We start from the raw sequence: 18,414 nt of genomic DNA on the forward strand, positions 1-18,414 counted from the left end.
ATCGAGGACCGGGAACGCCGCCGCGCCCCCGGTCACCACCGTGGCCCCGGGCAACGGCGCAACCACTGCACCGGTGGCCCCGGCCAGGCCGGCCGGTCCCCCGCCTGCCGAGGGCGACGAGGTCCAGGTGCTGCGCGGTGCCGCCGCGGCCGTCGTCAAGAACATGTCCGCCTCGCTGGATGTGCCGACTGCGACCAGTGTCCGGGCCATTCCGGCCAAGCTGCTGATCGACAACCGGACCGTCATCAACAACCAGCTCAAGCGCAACCGCGGCGGCAAGATCTCGTTCACCCACCTGCTGGGATACGCGGTGGTTCGGGCGATCAAGAAGTACCCGAACATGAACCGCCACTTCGCAGAAGTCGACGGCAAGCCCAGCGCGGTCACGCCCGCGCACACCAATCTGGGCCTGGCGATCGACCTGCAGGGCAAGGACGGCAAGCGGTCGTTGGTGGTGGCCGGCATCAAGCGCTGCGAGAGCATGCGCTTCGCGCAGTTCGTCACCGCCTATGAGGACATCGTGCGCCGGGCTCGCGACGGCAAGCTGACCGCCGAAGACTTTGCGGGCGTGACGGTTTCGCTTACCAACCCGGGCACCATCGGCACCGTGCACTCGGTGCCGCGGCTGATGGCCGGTCAGGGCGCCATCATCGGCGTCGGCGCCATGGAATACCCGGCCGAATTCCAGGGCGCCAGCCCGGAACGCATTGCCGAACTCGGGATCGGCAAGCTGATCACGCTGACGTCGACCTACGACCATCGCATCATCCAGGGCGCGGAATCCGGCGATTTCTTGCGCACCATCCACGAAATGGTGCTCTCCGACAGCTTCTGGGATGAGATCTTCCGCGAGCTGTCCATCCCGTATGAGCCGGTGCGCTGGCGCCCGGACAACCCGGACTCGATCGTCGACAAGAATGCCCGTGTCGTCGAGCTGATCGCGGCCTACCGCAACCGCGGCCACCTGATGGCCGACACCGATCCCCTGCGGCTGGACAACACCCGCTTCCGTTCTCACCCCGACCTCGACGTGCTGACCCACGGGCTGACGCTGTGGGACCTCGATCGGGTGTTCAAAGTCAACGGCTTTGCGGGCGCGGAGTACAAGAAGTTGCGCGACGTGCTCTCGGTGCTGCGCGATGCCTACTGCCGGCATGTCGGCGTGGAGTACACCCACATCCTCGAACCCGAACAGCAGAAGTGGCTGCAGGAGCGGATCGAAGTCAAGCACGACAAGCCGACCGTCGCCCAGCAGAAGTACATCCTGTCAAAGCTCAACGCTGCCGAAGCTTTCGAGACCTTCCTGCAGACCAAATACGTTGGACAGAAACGTTTCTCACTGGAAGGTGCCGAGACTGTCATCCCGATGATGGACGCAGCCATCGACCAGTGCGCGGAACACGGCCTGGACGAAGTGGTCATCGGCATGCCGCACCGCGGGCGGCTCAACGTGCTGGCCAACATCGTCGGCAAGCCGTACTCGCAGATCTTCAGCGAGTTCGAGGGCAACCTGAACCCGGCCCAGGCGCACGGGTCCGGCGACGTCAAGTACCACCTCGGCGCCACCGGCGTGTACATACAGATGTTCGGCGACAACGACATTCAGGTGTCGCTGACCGCGAACCCGTCGCACCTCGAGGCCGTCGACCCCGTCCTGGAGGGGCTGGTGCGAGCCAAGCAGGACCTGCTCGACAAGGGCCTCGGCGAGGACGGGTTCTCGGTGGTGCCGATGATGTTGCACGGCGACGCCGCGTTCGCCGGGCAGGGCGTGGTGGCCGAAACGCTGAACCTGGCGTTGCTACCCGGTTACCGGGTCGGCGGCACCATCCACATCATCGTCAACAACCAGATCGGTTTCACCACTTCGCCAGAGCACTCCAAGTCCAGCGAATACTGCACCGACGTCGCGAAGATGATCGGTGCGCCGATCTTCCACGTCAACGGTGACGATCCCGAAGCGTGCGAGTGGGTGGCGCGGCTGGCGGTGGACTTCCGGCAGAAGTTCCACAAGGACGTCATTATCGACATGCTGTGCTATCGCCGTCGCGGCCACAACGAGGGCGACGACCCGTCGATGACGAACCCGTACATGTACGACGTGATCGACACCAAACGCGGTGCGCGCAAGAGCTATACGGAAGCGCTGATCGGTCGCGGCGACATCTCGATGAAGGAAGCCGAAGACGCGCTGCGCGACTACCAGGGCCAGTTGGAGCGGGTGTTCAACGAGGTCCGTGACCTGGAGAAGCACGGCGTGCAGCCCAGTGAATCGGTCGAGTCCGACCAGATGATTCCCGCGGGGCTGTCCACCGCGGTGGACAAGTCGCTGCTGGCCCGCATCGGTGATGCCCACCTGGCCATGCCGGAGGGGTTCTCCGTGCACCCGCGGGTCAAGCCCGTGCTGGAAAAACGCCGGGAGATGGCTTATGAGGGCAAAGTCGATTGGGCGTTCGCCGAATTGCTGGCGCTGGGTTCGCTTGTGGCAGAAGGCAAGCTGGTGCGGCTCTCCGGGCAAGACACCCGGCGCGGCACGTTCTCGCAACGGCATTCGGTGATCATCGACCGCAACACCGGCGCGGAGTTCACCCCGCTGCAACTGCTGGCCACCAACCCTGACGGCACTCCGACCGGCGGCAAATTCCTGGTCTACGACTCGCCGTTGTCCGAATTCGCCGCTGTCGGTTTCGAATACGGCTACACAGTGGGCAACCCGGACGCATTTGTGATGTGGGAGGCGCAGTTCGGCGACTTCGTCAACGGCGCCCAGTCGATCATCGACGAGTTCATCAGCTCCGGCGAGGCCAAGTGGGGGCAGCTGTCCAACGTGGTGCTGTTGCTGCCGCACGGTCATGAGGGCCAGGGTCCCGACCACACGTCGGGCCGCATCGAACGCTTCCTGCAGCTGTGGGCCGAGGGTTCGATGACGATCGCGATGCCGTCGACCCCGGCGAACTACTTCCACTTGTTGCGCCGGCATGCGCTCGACGGCATCCAGCGGCCGCTGATCGTGTTCACCCCGAAGTCGATGCTGCGCAACAAGGCCGCGGTCAGCGACATCAAGGACTTCACCGAGATCAAGTTCCGCTCGGTGCTCGAGGAGCCCACCTACGAGGACGGCGTCGGCGATCGCGGAAATGTCAAACGGATCCTGTTGACCAGCGGAAAGCTGTACTACGAGTTGGTGGCCCGCAAGGCCAAGGACAACCGGGACGACGTCGCGATCGTGCGCATCGAGCAGCTGGCGCCGCTGCCGCGACGGCGGCTCAACGAAACGCTCGACCGGTACCCGAACGTCAACGAGTACTTCTGGGTGCAGGAAGAGCCGGCGAACCAGGGCGCGTGGCCGCGGTTCGGCTTAGAGCTGCCCGAAATGGTGCCGGACAAACTGACTGGCATCAAACGGATTTCACGCCGCGCGATGTCGGCGCCGTCGTCGGGTTCGTCGAAGGTGCACGCCGTCGAGCAACAGGAAATCATAGACCTGGCGTTCGGCTGAGCGGTTCTGGGGCATTCCCCGCACGCTCGCGGGGGCCATGTAGGCCGTACCACGAGTACCGGCTAGCCTCATCGGCAGCTACTGATTAAAGGAGTCTCCATGGAGGGGTTTGCCGGGAAGGTGGCCGTGGTCACCGGCGCCGGTTCGGGTATCGGCCAGGCGCTGGCCATCGAGCTGGCCCGCTCGGGCGCGAAGTTGGCGATCAGCGATATCAACACCGAAGGGCTGGCGCAGACCGAGGAGCGACTCAAGGCGATCGGCGCGCCGGTCAAGGCGGACCGCCTCAACGTCGCCGAGCGCGAGGCCTTCCTGGTCTACGCCGACGCCGTCAACGAGCATTTCGGCAAGGTGAACCAGATCTACAACAATGCCGGCATCGCGTTCACCGGTGACATCGAGATCAGCCAATTCAAGGACATCGAACGGGTGATGGACGTCGACTTCTGGGGCGTCGTGAATGGCACCAAGGCCTTTCTGCCGCACCTGATCGCTTCCGGCGACGGGCATGTCATCAACGTCTCCAGCGTTTTCGGGCTGTTCTCTGTGCCGGGGCAGGCTGCCTACAACTCGGCCAAATTCGCCGTGCGCGGCTTCACCGAAGCGCTGCGGCAGGAGATGATCCTGGCCGGTCATCCGGTGAAGGTGACCACCGTGCATCCCGGCGGCATCAAAACCGCGATCGCCCGCAACGCCACGGCCGCCGAAGGGGTCGACACCAAGGAACTGGCCGACTTCTTTGACAAGCGCCTCGCCAGCACCAGCCCGCAACGAGCCGCCCGGATCATCCTGGAAGCCGTGCGCAAGAACAAGGCCCGGGTCCTCGTCGGTCCGGACGCCAAGGTGCTGGACCTGCTCGTGCGGGCGACCGGTTCCGGCTATCAGCGGCTGTTCGCCTCGGTGATGGGCCGGGCGATGCCGTCTACCCGCTAAGTCGTCCACACTGGCGCGAACGTGCGCAAACCCGGGAATTAGCGCGGCGTGTCGACCGGGGACGCGCACGCTCGCGGGAGAAGGTTAGCGTCCCAACGGGTGTTCGCCGATCCACGCGTCGGCCACCGCCTGCGGGTCGGCGCCCTTGGCGACCTGCCGGCGCATGTCGACCAGCGCGGCGGTGTCGAGCACACCGGCCACCTCGTTGATCGCCAGCAGCTGCCGATCGCTCAGTTCGTTGCGGCGATACAGCGGCACCACGTTTTCGGCCTGCACCAGCGCCGGCTTCCCGTCGGCCAGCACCACCAGGTCCCCGGGCACGTCAGGGGCAGCCGTGCTGGTCCACGCCGCCGTCACCTCGCCATCTCGCAGCGCTGCGAACATCGTTGCGCTGTCCGGAAATTCGTGTGGAGGGGGCAGTTGACAGCTACTTACCTTGGCGGGCACGCGGGCGCCGAGGAGTGACGCGACGACCAGGCCGTCGCAATGCCGGGGCAACACGCTCAGTTCGGTACCGCCCCACGCTTTGGCGGTCGACTGGGTTACCGCCAGCGCGGGCTTGTCCTCCGCAGCGGTCGCGTAGTCCCCGGCGGCGATCCCCTCCGGGAGCACGCCGATCATCGCCCGGTAGACCTGCTCGTCGGATCGCACCTTCGCACCTGGCTGGAAAACCTGCAGCACCCGGCCGGTGAATCCGGGGACGACGTTGTACGCGCCGGCGTCCAGCTTGCTCAGCGGGTCGGGCGCCGGCTCGCTGCGCGCCGGGAAACCGTACGAGCGCAGCGCCCCGACATAGACGTCGGCGAGCAGCACCGACATTGCGTCGCGCTGGGATCCGACCACCAGTTCGGACGCCTGGTTGTGCGTGTCGCCGCACCCGCACAGCGCGAGCGCCGCAGCGAGCACCAGCGCGACAAACCTACCGGCGGTCACTCGGCGGTATCGGCGGCTGCTGCCACCGCGGCCGCCACCGCCGGTCCCACCCGCGGGTCCAGCGGGCTTGGCACGATCCGGTCCGGCGCCAGGTCGTCGGCGACGACGGAGACGATCGCCTCGGCCGCGGCCACCTTCATCGCCTCGGTGATCCGGCGGGCGCCGGCATCCAGCGCGCCGAGGAAGACCCCGGGGAACGCCAGCACATTGTTGATCTGGTTGGGGAAATCGCTGCGGCCGGTGGCGACGATCGCCGCGTGCCGGGCCGCCACATCCGGATGGATCTCCGGGTCGGGGTTCGACAGCGCGAACACGATGCCGTCCGGGGCCATCGTCGCGATCAGCTCTTCGGGAACCACACCGCCCGACACACCCAGGAACATGTCGGCCCCCTTGAGCGCCTCGACCATGCCGCCGGTGAGGCCGTCGGGGTTGCTGCACCGCGCCAGGTCGGCCTTGATGGTGGTCAGGTCGTCGCGCCCGGCGTGCAGGATCCCGCGCGAGTCCAGCAGCGTGATGTGCGAAATACCCACGGACATCAGAATTTTCGCGCATGCCAAGCCCGCCGCGCCGACACCGGAAATCACCACGCGCAGCGAGGCCATGTCACGGCCGAGCACCTTGGTCGCGCCGATCAACGCCGCCAGCACCACGATTGCGGTTCCGTGCTGGTCGTCGTGCATGACCGGGCAGTCCAGCGCCTCGATCAGGCGGCGTTCGATCTCGAAACACCGCGGCGCGGAGATGTCCTCGAGGTTCACCGCGCCGAAGGTCGGCCGCAACCGCACCAGGGTGTCGATGATCTCGTCGGGATCCTTGGTGTCCAACACGATCGGGATCGAGTCCAGGCCCGCGAACGCCTTGAACAGCGCGCACTTGCCCTCCATCACCGGCAGCGCCGCCGCGGCGCCGATGTCGCCGAGACCCAGAACCGCGCTGCCGTCGCTGACCACGGCCACCAGTCGGTGCGCCCATGTGTAGCGAGCGGCCAGCGTGTGGTCGGCGGCAATCGCGCGACTGACCTGTGCCACGCCCGGGGTGTAGGCGATCGACAGCGCGCGTTGGGTGTCCAGCGGGGCCCTCAACTGCATGGAAAGCTTTCCGGCCAGGTGCGCCTCGAAGATCTCCTCGTCTTCTAAGACGATGTGCGGGCTTGGTTCGGACACGTCCTTGAGCGTACTGCGGCTCAGATCAGCCCCAGTTCGGTGACCGCCTTGCGCTCGTCGGCGAGCTCGGCGGTCGACTTGTCGATCCGCCCGCGCGAGAACTCGTCGATCTCAAGCCCCTGGACGATGCTCCAGTTGCCGTTCTTGGTGGTCACAGGGAACGACGAGATCAGGCCCTCCGGCACGTCGTAGGAGCCGTCGGAGACGACGGCCATCGACACCCAGTCGCCGTCGGGGGTGCCCAGCAGCCAGTCGCGGGCGGCGTCGATCGTCGCCGAGGCGGCCGAGGCGGCCGAGGAGGCGCCGCGCGCGTCGATGATGGCCGCGCCCCGCTTGGCGACGGTCGGGATGAAGTCGTTTTCGATCCAGGCCTGATCGCCCACGACCTCGGCTGCGTTCTTGCCCTTCACCTCGGCGTGGAAGATGTCGGGGTACTGGGTGGCCGAGTGGTTGCCCCAGATCGTCATCTTCTTGATGTCGGTGACCTTGGCCCCGGTTTTCTTAGCCAGCTGCGAAATGGCGCGGTTGTGGTCCAGCCGCGTCAGCGCGGAGAACCGCTCCTTGGGGATGTCGGGCGCGTTGCTCATCGCGATCAGCGCGTTGGTGTTGGCCGGGTTCCCGGTCACGCCGATACGGACGTCGGCGGCGGCAACCTCGTTGAGGGCCTTGCCCTGGGCGGTGAAGATGGCGCCGTTGGCCTCGAGCAGGTCGCTGCGCTCCATGCCCGGGCCGCGCGGGCGCGCGCCGACGAGCAGCGCCAGGTTGACGCCGCTGAAGATCTTGTTGGGGTCCGCGCCGATCTCGACGCCGGCCAGTAGCGGGAACGCGCAGTCGTCGAGCTCCATCACCACGCCCTCGAGCGCCTTGAGGGCGGGCTCGATCTCGAGCAGCCGCAGCTCGATCGGGCGGTCCGGGCCAAGCAGCGAGCCGCTCGCCAGGCGGAACAACAGGCTGTAGCCGATCTGGCCGGCGGCGCCGGTGACGGCGACCTTGAGGGGTGTTGTGCTCACGTCGGTTGCTCCTTGGGCAGTGTTGCGTCGGGTCGAAACTAGCGCACGGACGCGCGACGGAAACCTCGGGTCGCCTGCTGCGACTCACGGGCGCTGATCTGGCGCGACGCGTAGCATTGCCGACGCTTGGCCCGTACTGCGCTGCAACGGAGGTGACGCGATGCCGTCGTTTCGCGCGTTATCACCATCGCTGCGACCGGCCGTGCGCGCGAAGGTCGGCGAGCCGGCCACCCCGTCGGTCCAGTCGCCGATCGAGCGGGTCATGGTCGACTGCGGCGTCTACGTCGAGGGTGTGCGCCTGCCCGGCGTGTACACGCACGCGACGGCGCTGGCCAAGGTGCGGGAGGTCGAACAGGGCGGCCAGAACGCGTTCGTCTGGATCGGGCTGCACGAGCCCGACGAACACCAGATGCAAGATGTGGCAGACGTTTTCGGGCTGCACCCGCTGGCAACCGAAGATGCCGTGCACGCCCACGAACGGCCCAAGCTGGAGCGCTACGACGAGACGCTGTTCCTGGTGCTGAAGACGGTGAATTACGTTCCGCACGACTCGGTGGTGCTGGCCCGCGAGATCGTCGAGACCGGCGAGATCATGATCTTCGTCGGGAAGAACTTTGTGGTCACGGTCCGGCACGGCGAACACGGCGGGCTCTCCGAGGTGCGCAAACGCATGGACGCCGACCCCGACCATCTGCGGCTGGGACCCTACGCAGTGATGCATGCGATCGCTGACTACGTGGTGGATCACTACCTTGAGGTGACCAACCTGATGGAGACCGACATCGACGCCATCGAGGAGGCGGCGTTCACGCCCGGTGAGCGGACCGACGTCGAACCGATCTATTTGCTCAAGCGCGAAGTCGTCGAGCTGCGCCGCTGCGTCAGCCCGCTGTCGGTTCCGTTTCAGCGGATGCAGACCGAGCACAAGGACCTGATCTCCAAGGAAGTGCGGCGCTATCTGCGCGACGTCGCCGACCACCAGACACAAGCCGCCGACCAGATCGCCGGATACGACGAGATGCTCAGCTCGCTGGTGCAGGCCGCGCTGGCTCGGGTCGGCATGCAGCAGAACACCGACATGCGCAAGATGTCGGCGTGGGCCGCCATCATCGCCATGCCGACCATGATCGCCGGGATCTACGGCATGAACTTCGAGTACATGCCGATCCTTCACAAGACCTGGGGTTACCCGGTGGTGCTCGTCGTGATGGCGACGATCTGCCTGGTCCTGTACCGCACCTTCCGGCGCAACCGCTGGCTATAGTCCCGCGAGCAGACAGAGAATCGCGTTACCGCAGCCGAATTCATGCGATTCTGCGTCTGTTCACGCAGAAGAGGCGCGGCGGTTTGGCGAAAGGACGTCGACGCCGTCGGCCCGCCACGCCTCGCGCATGGCGTCGGCCCCTTTGAGTCGCACCCACGCCGCCTCGGTCGCGGTAATCGGTGTCGCCGACAAAAAAGTCACCGGCTCGCGCGGCGACTCCAGCGGCAGCTCGCCGATGTCGCTGCGGCCCAACAACACCGCGGTGAACGGCGCCGGCCCGGACGCTTTCGCCCACAGCGGCGAGCCGAGGTCGATCAGACCATCGGGCACCAGCACCACGCCCTCGACCGCCGGCGTGGCCGCCACGACGGCCAGGCTACGGGCCAGCCCGGTAATCGGTCCCGGATCACGCAGGCGCAGAACGACTTCGGCACGCGGACCCCGCAACGGATCGGCGACCATCGCGGTCGGATCGACCATCGGATGCCGCGAACAACCCAGCGACACGTAGTGGACCACGCCGTCGCTGCCCGGCGGGAAACGCAGCACCTCGATGGGCTCGGTGCCCAGAAAGGTCACACTCGCGACATCGGGCTGCGCGTCGGCAAAGTGCCCGCACAGGTGTGTGCGGACTTCAGCCAGAATCTGTGTCACTCGGCGGAACAGTCAGGTTGACACCGGAATCGGCGTCGAAGATGGCCAGTTTCAATGTGTCGAAAGCCAATTCGAGCGACTGTCCTTTTGCGGCCTTCGACGCCGACGGAACCCGCGCGACGAATTCGTGTTCGACGCCGTCGGATTCCTCCTCCGCCTCGGCCAGCTGCTTGGAATGCACGGCGGCGCCCTCGGTGGTGAAGTACACGTACTTGTCGGCGCCCAGCGACTCGACCATGTCGACCTTCACCTCGAAGAGCAGCGCGCTGAGGCGCTGATAGGCGTCGATCAGCGCGGCGTCCTGCAGATGCTCCGGGCGGATGCCCACGATGACGTTCTGCGGTGTCGGGTGCTGCGCCAGCACATCGTAGACCGGCTGGGTCAGCGTCACCTCGCCGAACGGCAGGCTCACCCCGGTGGGCGTCATGGTGGCGGGGAAGAAATTCATCGCGGGCGAGCCGATGAAGCTGGCGACGAACAAGTTGGCCGGCCGCTCGTAGAGTTCGTCGGGAGTGCCGATCTGCTGCGCAACACCGCCTCGCATCACCACCACCCGGTCGCCCAGTGTCATGGCCTCGGTCTGGTCGTGGGTCACATACACCGTCGTAGTACCCAACCGCCGCTGCAGGCGCGCGATCTCGCCGCGCATCTGGACCCGCAGCTTGGCGTCCAGATTCGACAGCGGCTCGTCCATCAGGAACGCCTTGGGGTGACGCACAATAGCCCGGCCCATCGCCACCCGCTGGCGCTGGCCACCCGACAACTGGGAGGGCTTGCGATCCAGAAAGTCAGTCAGATCAAGGATTCTCGCGGTCTCCTCGACCTTCTGGGCGATCTCGGCCTTCTTCATCTTCGCCAGAGTCAGCGGAAAGGCGATGTTCTGGCGCACCGTCATATGCGGGTACAGCGCATACGACTGGAACACCATCGCGATGTCGCGGTCCTTGGGTGCCTTGTCGTTGACCCGCTCGCCGCCGATCCGCAACTCCCCCGACGAGATATCCTCCAGCCCGGCAATCATATTCAGCGTCGTGCTCTTGCCGCAGCCGGAAGGCCCGACCAGGATGAGGAATTCGCCGTCGGCGATGGTGATGCTCAGATCCTTCACGGCCGTCGCGCCGTCAGGGTAACTCTTGGTCACCCGGTCCAACACAATCTCGGCCATCGAGCTATCCCTTCACAGCGCCAGAGGTCAGTCCGGCAACTATCCGTCGTTGGAAGACTAGAACAAAAACGATGATCGGGACGGTAATGACCATCGCGCCGGCCGCGATCGATCCGGTCGGCTCCTCGAATTGCGAACTTCCGGTGAAGTTGGCAATGGCCACCGGTGCGGTGATCGCCGCCTTGGTGGCGGTCAACGACAGTGCGAGCAGCAGGTCGTTCCAGGCGAAGATGAACACCAGGATTGCGGCAGTCACAATTCCCGGCGCCGCCAGTGGAACGATGACCCTGCGGAACGCCTGGCCCGGTGTGGCGCCGTCCATCTTGGCGGCCTTCTCCAAATCCCAGGGGATCTCTCGGAAGAATGCGGACAGAGTGTACAGTGCCAGCGGCAAAGCGAAAGTGATGTACGGGATGATCAGGCCCGGCCAGGTGTCGAACAGGCCGACCGCGCGTTCGATATCGAATATCGGTGTGACAAGCGAGATCTGCGGAAACATCGCGATCAATAGCGCGGCGCCGATCAAGAGCCCTTTGCCGGGGAAATCCAACCGCGCCACCGCATAAGCCGCCATTGCACCGATGACGACCGCGATCACGGTGGTAATCGCGCCGATACCAATCGAATTGATCAGCGCCGAGCTGAAGAAGTTTCCGCGGAAAATGGCGCGATAGTTGTCAACGGTCACCGATGACGGAATCAGCTTGCCGTCTTTGACCGTTGATGTCGGCTTGAGCGACAGCGACAAGATCCACAACACCGGAAACAGCGCATAGATCACCACCAACGCGTCGGCCACCACCCAACCTGCCGTGCGCGCGGCACCGGCCCGCTCAGCCACGGCCCTCACCTCCCGGTGCCGCAGCCCCGAACACCTTGACGAAGATGAGCGCAATGACCGCCACGCTGAGGAAGATCAGCACCGAAATCGCCGAGCCCAGGCCCACATTGAAGCCCTTGAACAGGTTGTCGTAGCCCAGCATCGACACCGAATCGGTGTTGTTGGAGCCGCCGGTGAGCACATAGATGTTGTCGAAGATCCGGAAGGCATCCAAGGTGCGGAACAGCAGCGCCACCAGGATCGCCGGTTTGATCAGCGGCAGAATGATCTTGAACAGCCGTCGCCAGGCACCCGCGCCGTCGACCTGGGCGGCCTTGAGCAGGTCGTCGGGCACCAACGCCAACCCGGCCAGCAGCAACAGCGCCATGAACGGTGTCGTCTTCCAGACCTCGGCGAGCACCACGATGCAAAGCGACGGAATCTGCTGGGTCAGCGGCGCGCTGCCCTGCGGCAGCAGGTTGGCCAGATACCCGGTGCCGGGCGTCCAGGCGTAGTACCAGCTGTACGACGCGGCCACCGTGACGATGCCGTACGGAATCAACACCGCCGTGCGCACCACGCCCTTGCCGAGCAGGCTGCGGTGCATGATCAGCGCCAGCGCCAAGCCCAACACGAACTCGAGCGCCACCGAAACCACGGTGATAGCCAGCGTCACCACGAACGCCGTCCACCACAGGCGGTCGGTCAAGATGGTTTGGTAATTGGCCAGGCCGGCGAACTTGGCGTCGCCCGGTGTGGCAAAACTGAAGCGCTGCAAGCTCAACCACACCGCGTAACCGATCGGGTACGCCGTCACGGCCAGCATCAGAAGCACCGCGGGCGCCACCAGGGTGAACGCCAGGCGGCGCTCCGAACGCCGGCCCTCGGTCGCGGTGGTCGCGGTCATGGGATCAGGCCCTTCCCGTCGATGGCCTTCTGCACCTGCTCGGTGAGCGTGTCGGCGGTCTTCTCCGGATCGATCGCGGTGATCGGGGCCAGCGTTGCCGAGATCCGGGTCGACACCGCTTGGTAGAGCGGTGTCTCCGGGCGCACGGCTGCGTCGGTGAGTTGCCGGCGAATCACGTCGTACATCGGATACTTCGCCTGGAACTGCGAATCGGAGTACAGCGACGAGCGCACCGCGGGCAGGCCGCCCTCGATCGAGACGTATTTCTGGTTGGCCAGACTGCGCAGGCAGCGCACGGCCTCGAAAGCCTCCGCCTTGTGGCGAGTTGTCTTGGCCACCGCCAGATTCAGTCCGCCGATCGTCACCTTGGCCGGCCGACCGGGTTGCACACCGGGATAGGGCGCGAAGCCGAGCACCGACTTGGCGGCCTCGTAGGCCGCGCGGAACTGCTCGTCGGTCGGATCGAAACTCCCCACGCTGTCGATGCTGCCCGCCAGGTCCGGACGCCTGTTGAGCGGCAGGAATCCCACGCCGCCTTTGACGGCGTTCTCGAGCATGGAAGGCAGCACGAACGGCCAGTTGACCTCGAGCGCGGCTTTGCCTTGCTCGAGCGCCAATCGCGCTGTGCCCTCGTCGGTCTGGGTGATCGACGGGTCGGCACCGGGTGCGGTGGCCACCGACTTCATGGTCTGCAGAGCCTTGACCGTCGCCGCGCGGTGGACGGGGGTGTCGGTCAGCGTGACCGCCTTGCCGTCGTCGGACAGCACCTGGCCGCCGGCACTGGCCAGCAGCGTGTTGAACCACACCACCAGCCCCTCGTATTGCTTGGCCTCCACCGCGATCCAGCTCGGTTTGCCGGCGTCGTGCAGCCGCGTTGCCTCGGCCACCATGCCATCCCAGGTGGTCGGCGGTTTATCCATCAAATCCGCGCGGTACCAAAGCAATTGGGTGTTCGTCGTCAGTGGTGACGCGTAGAGCTTGTGTCGACGGCGGGCGGTCGCGAGCGGACCCGGCAGCGTGTCGGAGGTGGCGTCGGCCTCGGCCCGGCCGGCGGGGTCGTCGGACAGCGGCAGCGCCCAGCCGGCGTCGGCGAACTCCGCGGTCCACACCACGTCGATGGCCATCACGTCCAGGGTGCGGTCGTTGCCGGTGAGCCTGCGGGCCAACTGCAGCCGCTGGTCGTCCGCCGACCGGGGCAGGCTGAACTGCCGGATGGTGAACCGGCCGCCGAGCTGGTCGGTGCAGCGCCGGGCGAGCGCGGTGAATGTCGCGGTGTCGTTGGCCGGCGAGTAGAGACTCACCACCAGACCGTCGTCGGCCGATCCGCACGACGACACCGAAGCGGTTGTCAGCGCCGCCAGCACGGCCGCGGCCAGCCGCCGCGCGCGCCCGCGACTCGGCCCGAGCTCACGGTGGCGATCCGCTTCACCCGGCTTCGCCGCGCTTGCGATCGGCCCGAGCTCACGGTGGCGATCCGCTTCACCCGGCTTCGCCGCGCTTGCGATCGCCACGGCACCTGCCTTTCTCCGGTTCCCCGCGGCAGAACGGTAGAACCAGCTACGCGTGAGATGCAACACGCCCGGTATGCGTGCCACGTTCGAGAGCGGTCAGATCGCCAGGCGGGCGAGAAGGTCGCGGGCTTTCTCGGCATTCTGCGGGTCGCACAGCACGTCGTAGCGGCCGGCGACCAGTTGCATCGTCGAACTGAAGTCGCGGGTGCCGCGCGCCATCGCATACGGGACCGCGGAGGTGATCAGGCCGAAGAAAACCCCGGCGATCAGGCCGGTGGCCAGCGCGGCCCACGGGTTGGGGCTGAAAAACCCCAGCACCAAGCCGATGAACAGCCCCAACCAGGCGCCACTCAAAACGCCACCGCCGAGGACCTTCGGCCAGGTCAGCCGGCCGGTAACCCGTTCGACCTGCATCAGGTCGACCCCGACGATCGTCACCTGCTGCACCGGGAACTCTTGCTCGGACAGGTAGTCGACGGCTCGCTGCGCCTCCGCATAGGTGGGGTACGACCCCACCGGCCAACCCTTGGGCGGGGTCGGCAGTCCGGGCGCGCTGCGCCGGCCCGCCGCCGGGCCGGAGGGGGCGCCACCGGGAACCTGTCCGGGCTGGAAAGGGCTGGTCATAGTTCTATTCTCCTCTGCCGGCGTACCAAGTAGCAGCGGGCCGCTGTCGATCTTCTACCAGCACATACGGTAGATCTCGGTGCGCCGCTTGCGTCGCAGGCGGGCTCTGCCAGTTCCGGCCGCCGACCGTCCGCATCGTTTAGGTTGAACAGCATGACAGTTCCCGGCGGCGACTCCGGCGAGAGAACGCCGGAGGGGCCGAATCCGCCGTCGGGCTATCCACCGCCGATGCCGCCAGGCTACGGCGGGGTCCCGGGCGGCTATCCGGAGTATGCAGGCGCCCACGGAGAACAGCCCGGCACCAACACCCTGGCGATCGCCGCCTTGGTCGCCTCGCTGGTAGGCCTGCTGTGCGGCATCGGCTCAATCGTGGGCATCGTGTTGGGCACCGTCGCCGTCAACCAGATCAAGCGGAATCCGCAGCAGGGTTACGGCCTGGCCGTCGCGGGCATCGTCGTCGGCATCGCGACGCTGGTGGTCAGCCTCATTTTCTTCATCACTGTGCGGCTGCACTAGCGACATGACCGGCCCCGATCAGCCGTACCCGGGCGGAGAGCAACAGCCGTGGTGGAACAACCCGCCCGCGCCGGTCGACCCGAACACGCCGATGAACTATCCGGTGTATCCGCACGCATATCCGCCGCCACCGCCGTATCCGGGTGGCCCCTTCGGTTACGGCGGCCCGCCGGGATACCCCTACGGACCTGCGGGAACCAACGGTCTGGCGATCGGATCGCTCACCACGTCGATCGCCGGGGTCGTCTTGGGGGTGCCGCTGACGTTCTTCTGCTACCTCGGGCTGCTGATCCCACTGGTCGGCGTTGTGCTCGGTGTCGTCGCGCTCAACCAGATCAAGCACACCCACCAGCAGGGCCGCGGGCTGGCGATCGCCGGCATCGCGGTGGGCGCCGTCACCTTCGCGCTGCTGGTGCTGGCCATCATCGGGCTCTTGCTCGTGGGTCTGAGTGCCCTGACCCGGTCCTGAGGGGCTAGTCGGTAGGCGGAACGAACGGGTCCGACTGGCGTTGCATACCCGCCGCACGCCCCTTGGCCGCGATCACCAATGCCATCTTGCGGCTGGCCTCGTCGATCATCTCGTCGCCGAGCATCACCGCGCCGCGGGCGCCACCGGCACTCGAGGTGTGCCATTCGTAGGCTTCCAAGATCAGCTCGGCGTGGTCGTACTCGTCCTGGCGCGGGCTGAAGATCTCGTTGCCGGCCGCGATCTGGTCTGGATGCAGCACCCATTTGCCGTCGTAGCCCAGCGCCGCCGACCGGCCCGCCACCCGCCGGAAGGCCTCGACGTCGCGCACCTTGAGGTAGGGCCCGTCGACGGCGGCAATGCCGTGCGCGCGCGCCGCCACCAGAATCGTCATCAGGGCGTGGTGGTAGGCATCGCCGACGTCGTAGCCCTCCGGCTGCTCGCCGACGACCAGCGTGCGCATGTTGAGGCTGGCCATCAGATCCGCCGGACCCAGCACCAGGGCCTGCACCCGCGGGACAGCAGCGATCGCGTCGACGTTCAGCAGGCCGCGGGCGTCTTCGATCTGCGCGTCGATGCCGATGCCGCCCACCGGCAGTCCGTGGGTGGTTTCCAACTGGGTCAGCAGCAGATCCAGGGCGGTGACATGTGAGACGTCGGAGACCTTCGGCAGCACAACGACATCGAGTGTGGCGCCGGACGCCGCGCCGACGGCCGAGACCACCTCGATGACATCGGCGTGGGTCCACGGCGTCGTCCAGCCGTTGACCCGCACGCCGCGCAGCTGCCCGGCCCACCCGGGCCCGGCGAGCGCGGCGGCCACCCGGGTGCGGGCGGATTCCTTGGCTTCGGGGGCGACGGCATCCTCGAGATCGAGAAAGACTTCGTCGGCCGGCAATGCTTTGGCCTTGTCGATCATCTTCTGGCTACTACCAGGGACCGACAGGCAGGTCCGGCGGGGTCGATAGGCGTTATTCACAGTTTCACTCCTACAGTTTGAACCATGACGTCGATCAACCGGGTGTACGTGGCACGGCTGGCGCGAATGCTGGTGCTCGGCCCGATGGGCGAGTCGCTCGGCCGGGTGCGCGACGTCGTCGTCAGCATCAGCATCGTGCGTCAACAGCCGCGTGTTCTCGGCCTTGTCGTCGAATTGCCTTCGCGCCGAAGGATTTTCGTGCCGATTGGACGCGTCGCAGCAATCGAGCCCAACGCGGTGACGTTGAACACCACCAGCGTGTCGCTGCACCGGTTCGAGCAGCGGCCTGGCGAAGTGCTGGTGCTGGGCCAGGTGCTGGACACCAAGGTGCGGGTCAACGATCCCGAACTGCCGCAGCTGGCCGACACCGATGTGGTGATCACCGATCTCGGCATCGAACAGACGCGAACCCGCGACTGGATGGTGACCCGTGTCGCCGTCCGCAACTCGCGGCGCCTGGGCCGGCGCGCCGGCGTCTACGTCGTCGACTGGCACAACGTGATCGGCCTGACCCCGTCCGCGCTGGCGATGCCCGGGCAGGGCGTGGCGCAGCTGCTGCACCAGTTCGAGGAGTGGCGGCCGATCGAGGTGGCCGACGCACTGCGTGAGCTGCCGCCCAAACGGCGCTACGAGGTGGTCAAGGCGCTCGACGACGACCGACTCGCGGACATCTTGCAGGAGTTGCCCGAGGAGGATCAGGCCGACGTGTTGAGGCAGCTGGGTCCCGAACGAGCGGCCGTTGTGCTTGAGGAGATGGACCCCGACGACGCCGCGGACCTGCTCGGCATGATGAATCCCACCGAGGCCGAGGTGTTGCTGCGCCGGATGGATCCCGACGAGTCCGATCCGGTGCGACGTCTGCTGACCCACTCGCCCGACAGCGCGGGCGGCTTGATGACGTCCGATCCGGTGGTGCTCACCCCGGACACCTCGGTCGCCGAGGCGCTGGCCCGGGTCCGCGATCCCGACCTCACCCCCGCGTTGTCGTCGCTGGTTTTCGTGGTGCGCCCACCGACCGCCACCCCGACCGGTCACTACCTCGGCTGTGTGCACCTGCAGCGGCTGCTGCGCGAGCCCCCGGCCGCGCTGACCGGCGGAATCATCGACACCGACCTGCCCCGCTTGAGTCCGGACACCTCGCTGCCCGCACTGACGCGCTACTTCGCGGCGTACAACCTGGTCTGCGGCCCGGTCGTCGACGAACAGAACCACCTGCTGGGGGCGGTGACGGTCGACGACGTGCTCGACCACTTGCTGCCGCACGACTGGCGGGCCAGCACCGACGAGCCGGCGCTGGGCGTCGCCGGAGGATCGTCGTGAGCAAAACGTCGGCGCGGGCGCGGCTGTACACGCCGCGCACATCACGCACGCTCGCCCCGCGGGTGGATCCCGAGGCGGTGGGGCAGGTCACCGAATCGGTTGCCCGGTTCTTCGGCACCGGCCGCTACCTGCTTATCCAGACCGTGGTGGTAGTGGCCTGGATCGCGGTCAACGTGTTCGCGGTCAAGCTGCGCTGGGACCCTTACCCGTTTATCCTGCTCAATCTGGCGTTCTCCACCCAGGCCGCCTATGCGGCGCCGCTGATTCTGCTGGCCCAGAATCGTCAGGAGAACCGCGACCGGGTGGCGCTCGAAGAGGATCGCCGGCGCGCGGCCCAGACCAAGGCCGACACCGAATACCTGGCCCGCGAGCTGGCCGCGCTGCGCCTGGCGATCGGCGAGGTGGCCAAGACCCGCGACTACCTGCGCCATGAACTGGAGGGTCTGCGAAACCTGCTGGAGGATCGCCAGCCGGACACCGCCGCGCCGGTGGGCACGGGTGACGGCCTCGACCGCCACACCCACAAATCCTGACCGGGATCGCACCCGCGCGGAATCCGCGATTACATAGTCCGCCATTGCCGCCACAGCGGTCACAACTGTTATGTATGGTGACTTAGTTCACGAGGCCCACACCGGGCATCGGGAGCGCCC

16 protein-coding genes and 1 pseudogene are annotated in these 18,414 nt (G+C 66.6%); 7 read left to right on the forward strand and 10 right to left on the reverse strand.

Annotation, left to right across the window (positions count from 1 at the left end):
- The coding region (locus AWB95_RS21830) for a multifunctional oxoglutarate decarboxylase/oxoglutarate dehydrogenase thiamine pyrophosphate-binding subunit/dihydrolipoyllysine-residue succinyltransferase subunit (RefSeq protein WP_249025645.1) at positions 1 to 3,496 on the forward strand (3,496 nt) is incomplete at its 5' end.
- Positions 3,497 to 3,595: 99 nt separating this feature from the next.
- On the forward strand, positions 3,596 to 4,426 hold the full coding sequence (locus AWB95_RS21835) for an SDR family NAD(P)-dependent oxidoreductase (RefSeq protein WP_062540316.1): 831 nt from the start codon (positions 3,596 to 3,598) through the stop codon (positions 4,424 to 4,426).
- 84 nt (positions 4,427 to 4,510) lie between these two features.
- On the opposite strand, the gene AWB95_RS21840 is transcribed toward AWB95_RS21835, so the two are convergent.
- The 3 genes from AWB95_RS21840 to AWB95_RS21850 are packed head-to-tail and all read right to left on the reverse strand — an operon-like array spanning position 4,511 to position 7,535.
- Positions 4,511 to 5,359 carry a glycine betaine ABC transporter substrate-binding protein gene (locus tag AWB95_RS21840; RefSeq protein WP_085168640.1) on the reverse strand — a complete coding sequence of 283 codons (849 nt, stop codon included), beginning with the start codon at positions 5,357 to 5,359 and terminating at the stop codon, positions 4,511 to 4,513.
- Entirely contained in the window at positions 5,356 to 6,525 is a 1,170-nt protein-coding gene (locus AWB95_RS21845) for an NAD(P)-dependent malic enzyme (RefSeq protein WP_238600912.1), read from the reverse strand. The genes AWB95_RS21840 and AWB95_RS21845 overlap by 4 nt, the downstream gene beginning before the upstream one ends.
- A 20-nt stretch (positions 6,526 to 6,545) precedes the next feature.
- Positions 6,546 to 7,535 carry a malate dehydrogenase gene (locus AWB95_RS21850; protein WP_085168641.1) on the reverse strand — a complete coding sequence of 330 codons (990 nt, stop codon included), beginning with the start codon at positions 7,533 to 7,535 and terminating at the stop codon, positions 6,546 to 6,548.
- 160 nt (positions 7,536 to 7,695) lie between these two features.
- Between AWB95_RS21850 and corA the strand changes: the two genes are divergently transcribed.
- A complete protein-coding gene (gene corA, locus AWB95_RS21855) occupies positions 7,696 to 8,799 on the forward strand; it encodes a magnesium/cobalt transporter CorA (protein ID WP_062538685.1) in 1,104 nt (367 codons plus the stop codon).
- Between the two features lie 60 nt (positions 8,800 to 8,859).
- On the opposite strand, the gene AWB95_RS21860 is transcribed toward corA, so the two are convergent.
- The 6 genes from AWB95_RS21860 to AWB95_RS21890 form a co-directional block, all read right to left on the reverse strand.
- Positions 8,860 to 9,453 carry a suppressor of fused domain protein gene (locus AWB95_RS21860; protein ID WP_085168642.1) on the reverse strand — a complete coding sequence of 198 codons (594 nt, stop codon included), beginning with the start codon at positions 9,451 to 9,453 and terminating at the stop codon, positions 8,860 to 8,862.
- On the reverse strand, positions 9,434 to 10,618 hold the full coding sequence (locus tag AWB95_RS21865) for an ABC transporter ATP-binding protein (protein WP_085168643.1): 1,185 nt from the start codon (positions 10,616 to 10,618) through the stop codon (positions 9,434 to 9,436). Before AWB95_RS21865 ends, AWB95_RS21860 begins: the two co-directional genes overlap by 20 nt.
- Before the next feature lie 4 nt (positions 10,619 to 10,622).
- Complete coding sequence (locus AWB95_RS21870; protein ID WP_085168661.1) at positions 10,623 to 11,459, reverse strand: carbohydrate ABC transporter permease; 837 nt, start codon at positions 11,457 to 11,459, stop codon at positions 10,623 to 10,625.
- Entirely contained in the window at positions 11,452 to 12,345 is an 894-nt protein-coding gene (locus AWB95_RS21875) for a carbohydrate ABC transporter permease (RefSeq protein WP_085168644.1), read from the reverse strand. Before AWB95_RS21875 ends, AWB95_RS21870 begins: the two co-directional genes overlap by 8 nt.
- Entirely contained in the window at positions 12,342 to 13,796 is a 1,455-nt protein-coding gene (locus AWB95_RS21880; protein ID WP_169714732.1) for an ABC transporter substrate-binding protein, read from the reverse strand. The genes AWB95_RS21875 and AWB95_RS21880 overlap by 4 nt, the downstream gene beginning before the upstream one ends.
- Before the next feature lie 156 nt (positions 13,797 to 13,952).
- Positions 13,953 to 14,480, reverse strand: a complete 528-nt coding sequence (locus AWB95_RS21890) for a general stress protein (RefSeq protein WP_062540616.1) — start codon at positions 14,478 to 14,480, stop codon at positions 13,953 to 13,955.
- A gap of 198 nt (positions 14,481 to 14,678) precedes the next feature.
- Here AWB95_RS21890 and AWB95_RS21895 point away from each other — a divergent pair.
- Positions 14,679 to 14,996 (forward strand): annotated as a pseudogene (locus AWB95_RS21895) (DUF4190 domain-containing protein); the annotation flags it as partial.
- Between the two features lie 4 nt (positions 14,997 to 15,000).
- A complete protein-coding gene (locus tag AWB95_RS21900; protein ID WP_062540618.1) occupies positions 15,001 to 15,465 on the forward strand; it encodes a DUF4190 domain-containing protein in 465 nt (154 codons plus the stop codon).
- A gap of 4 nt (positions 15,466 to 15,469) precedes the next feature.
- Here AWB95_RS21900 and AWB95_RS21905 read toward each other — a convergent pair whose 3' ends face one another.
- On the reverse strand, positions 15,470 to 16,441 hold the full coding sequence (locus AWB95_RS21905) for an HpcH/HpaI aldolase/citrate lyase family protein (RefSeq protein WP_085168646.1): 972 nt from the start codon (positions 16,439 to 16,441) through the stop codon (positions 15,470 to 15,472).
- A 24-nt stretch (positions 16,442 to 16,465) separates the two neighbouring features.
- On the opposite strand from AWB95_RS21905, the gene AWB95_RS21910 reads away from it, so the two are divergent.
- Both AWB95_RS21910 and AWB95_RS21915 read left to right on the forward strand, forming a co-directional pair.
- The gene (locus AWB95_RS21910) at positions 16,466 to 17,761 is read left to right on the forward strand and encodes a magnesium transporter MgtE N-terminal domain-containing protein (protein ID WP_062541304.1); all 1,296 of its coding nucleotides are present in this window, start codon (positions 16,466 to 16,468) and stop codon (positions 17,759 to 17,761) included.
- Entirely contained in the window at positions 17,758 to 18,294 is a 537-nt protein-coding gene (locus AWB95_RS21915) for a DUF1003 domain-containing protein (protein ID WP_062541303.1), read from the forward strand. The genes AWB95_RS21910 and AWB95_RS21915 overlap by 4 nt, the downstream gene beginning before the upstream one ends.
- Positions 18,295 to 18,414: the final 120 nt, after the last annotated feature.

Origin of the sequence: Mycobacterium celatum, assembly GCF_002101595.1 — a bacterium.
In the GTDB taxonomy this organism is placed as follows: domain Bacteria; phylum Actinomycetota; class Actinomycetes; order Mycobacteriales; family Mycobacteriaceae; genus Mycobacterium; species Mycobacterium celatum.

What these genes read in the sequence shown, in the direction of transcription:
- AWB95_RS21890 (WP_062540616.1), bottom strand. Translation starts at nt 14,480, where the DNA reads ATGACCAGCCCTTTCCAGCCCGGACAGGTTCCCGGTGGCGCCCCCTCC.
- AWB95_RS21865 (WP_085168643.1), bottom strand. Translation starts at nt 10,618, where the DNA reads ATGGCCGAGATTGTGTTGGACCGGGTGACCAAGAGTTACCCTGACGGC.
- AWB95_RS21835 (WP_062540316.1), top strand. Translation starts at nt 3,596, where the DNA reads ATGGAGGGGTTTGCCGGGAAGGTGGCCGTGGTCACCGGCGCCGGTTCG.
- AWB95_RS21875 (WP_085168644.1), bottom strand. Translation starts at nt 12,345, where the DNA reads ATGACCGCGACCACCGCGACCGAGGGCCGGCGTTCGGAGCGCCGCCTG.
- AWB95_RS21900 (WP_062540618.1), top strand. Translation starts at nt 15,001, where the DNA reads ATGACCGGCCCCGATCAGCCGTACCCGGGCGGAGAGCAACAGCCGTGG.
- corA (WP_062538685.1), top strand. Translation starts at nt 7,696, where the DNA reads ATGCCGTCGTTTCGCGCGTTATCACCATCGCTGCGACCGGCCGTGCGC.
- AWB95_RS21910 (WP_062541304.1), top strand. Translation starts at nt 16,466, where the DNA reads ATGACGTCGATCAACCGGGTGTACGTGGCACGGCTGGCGCGAATGCTG.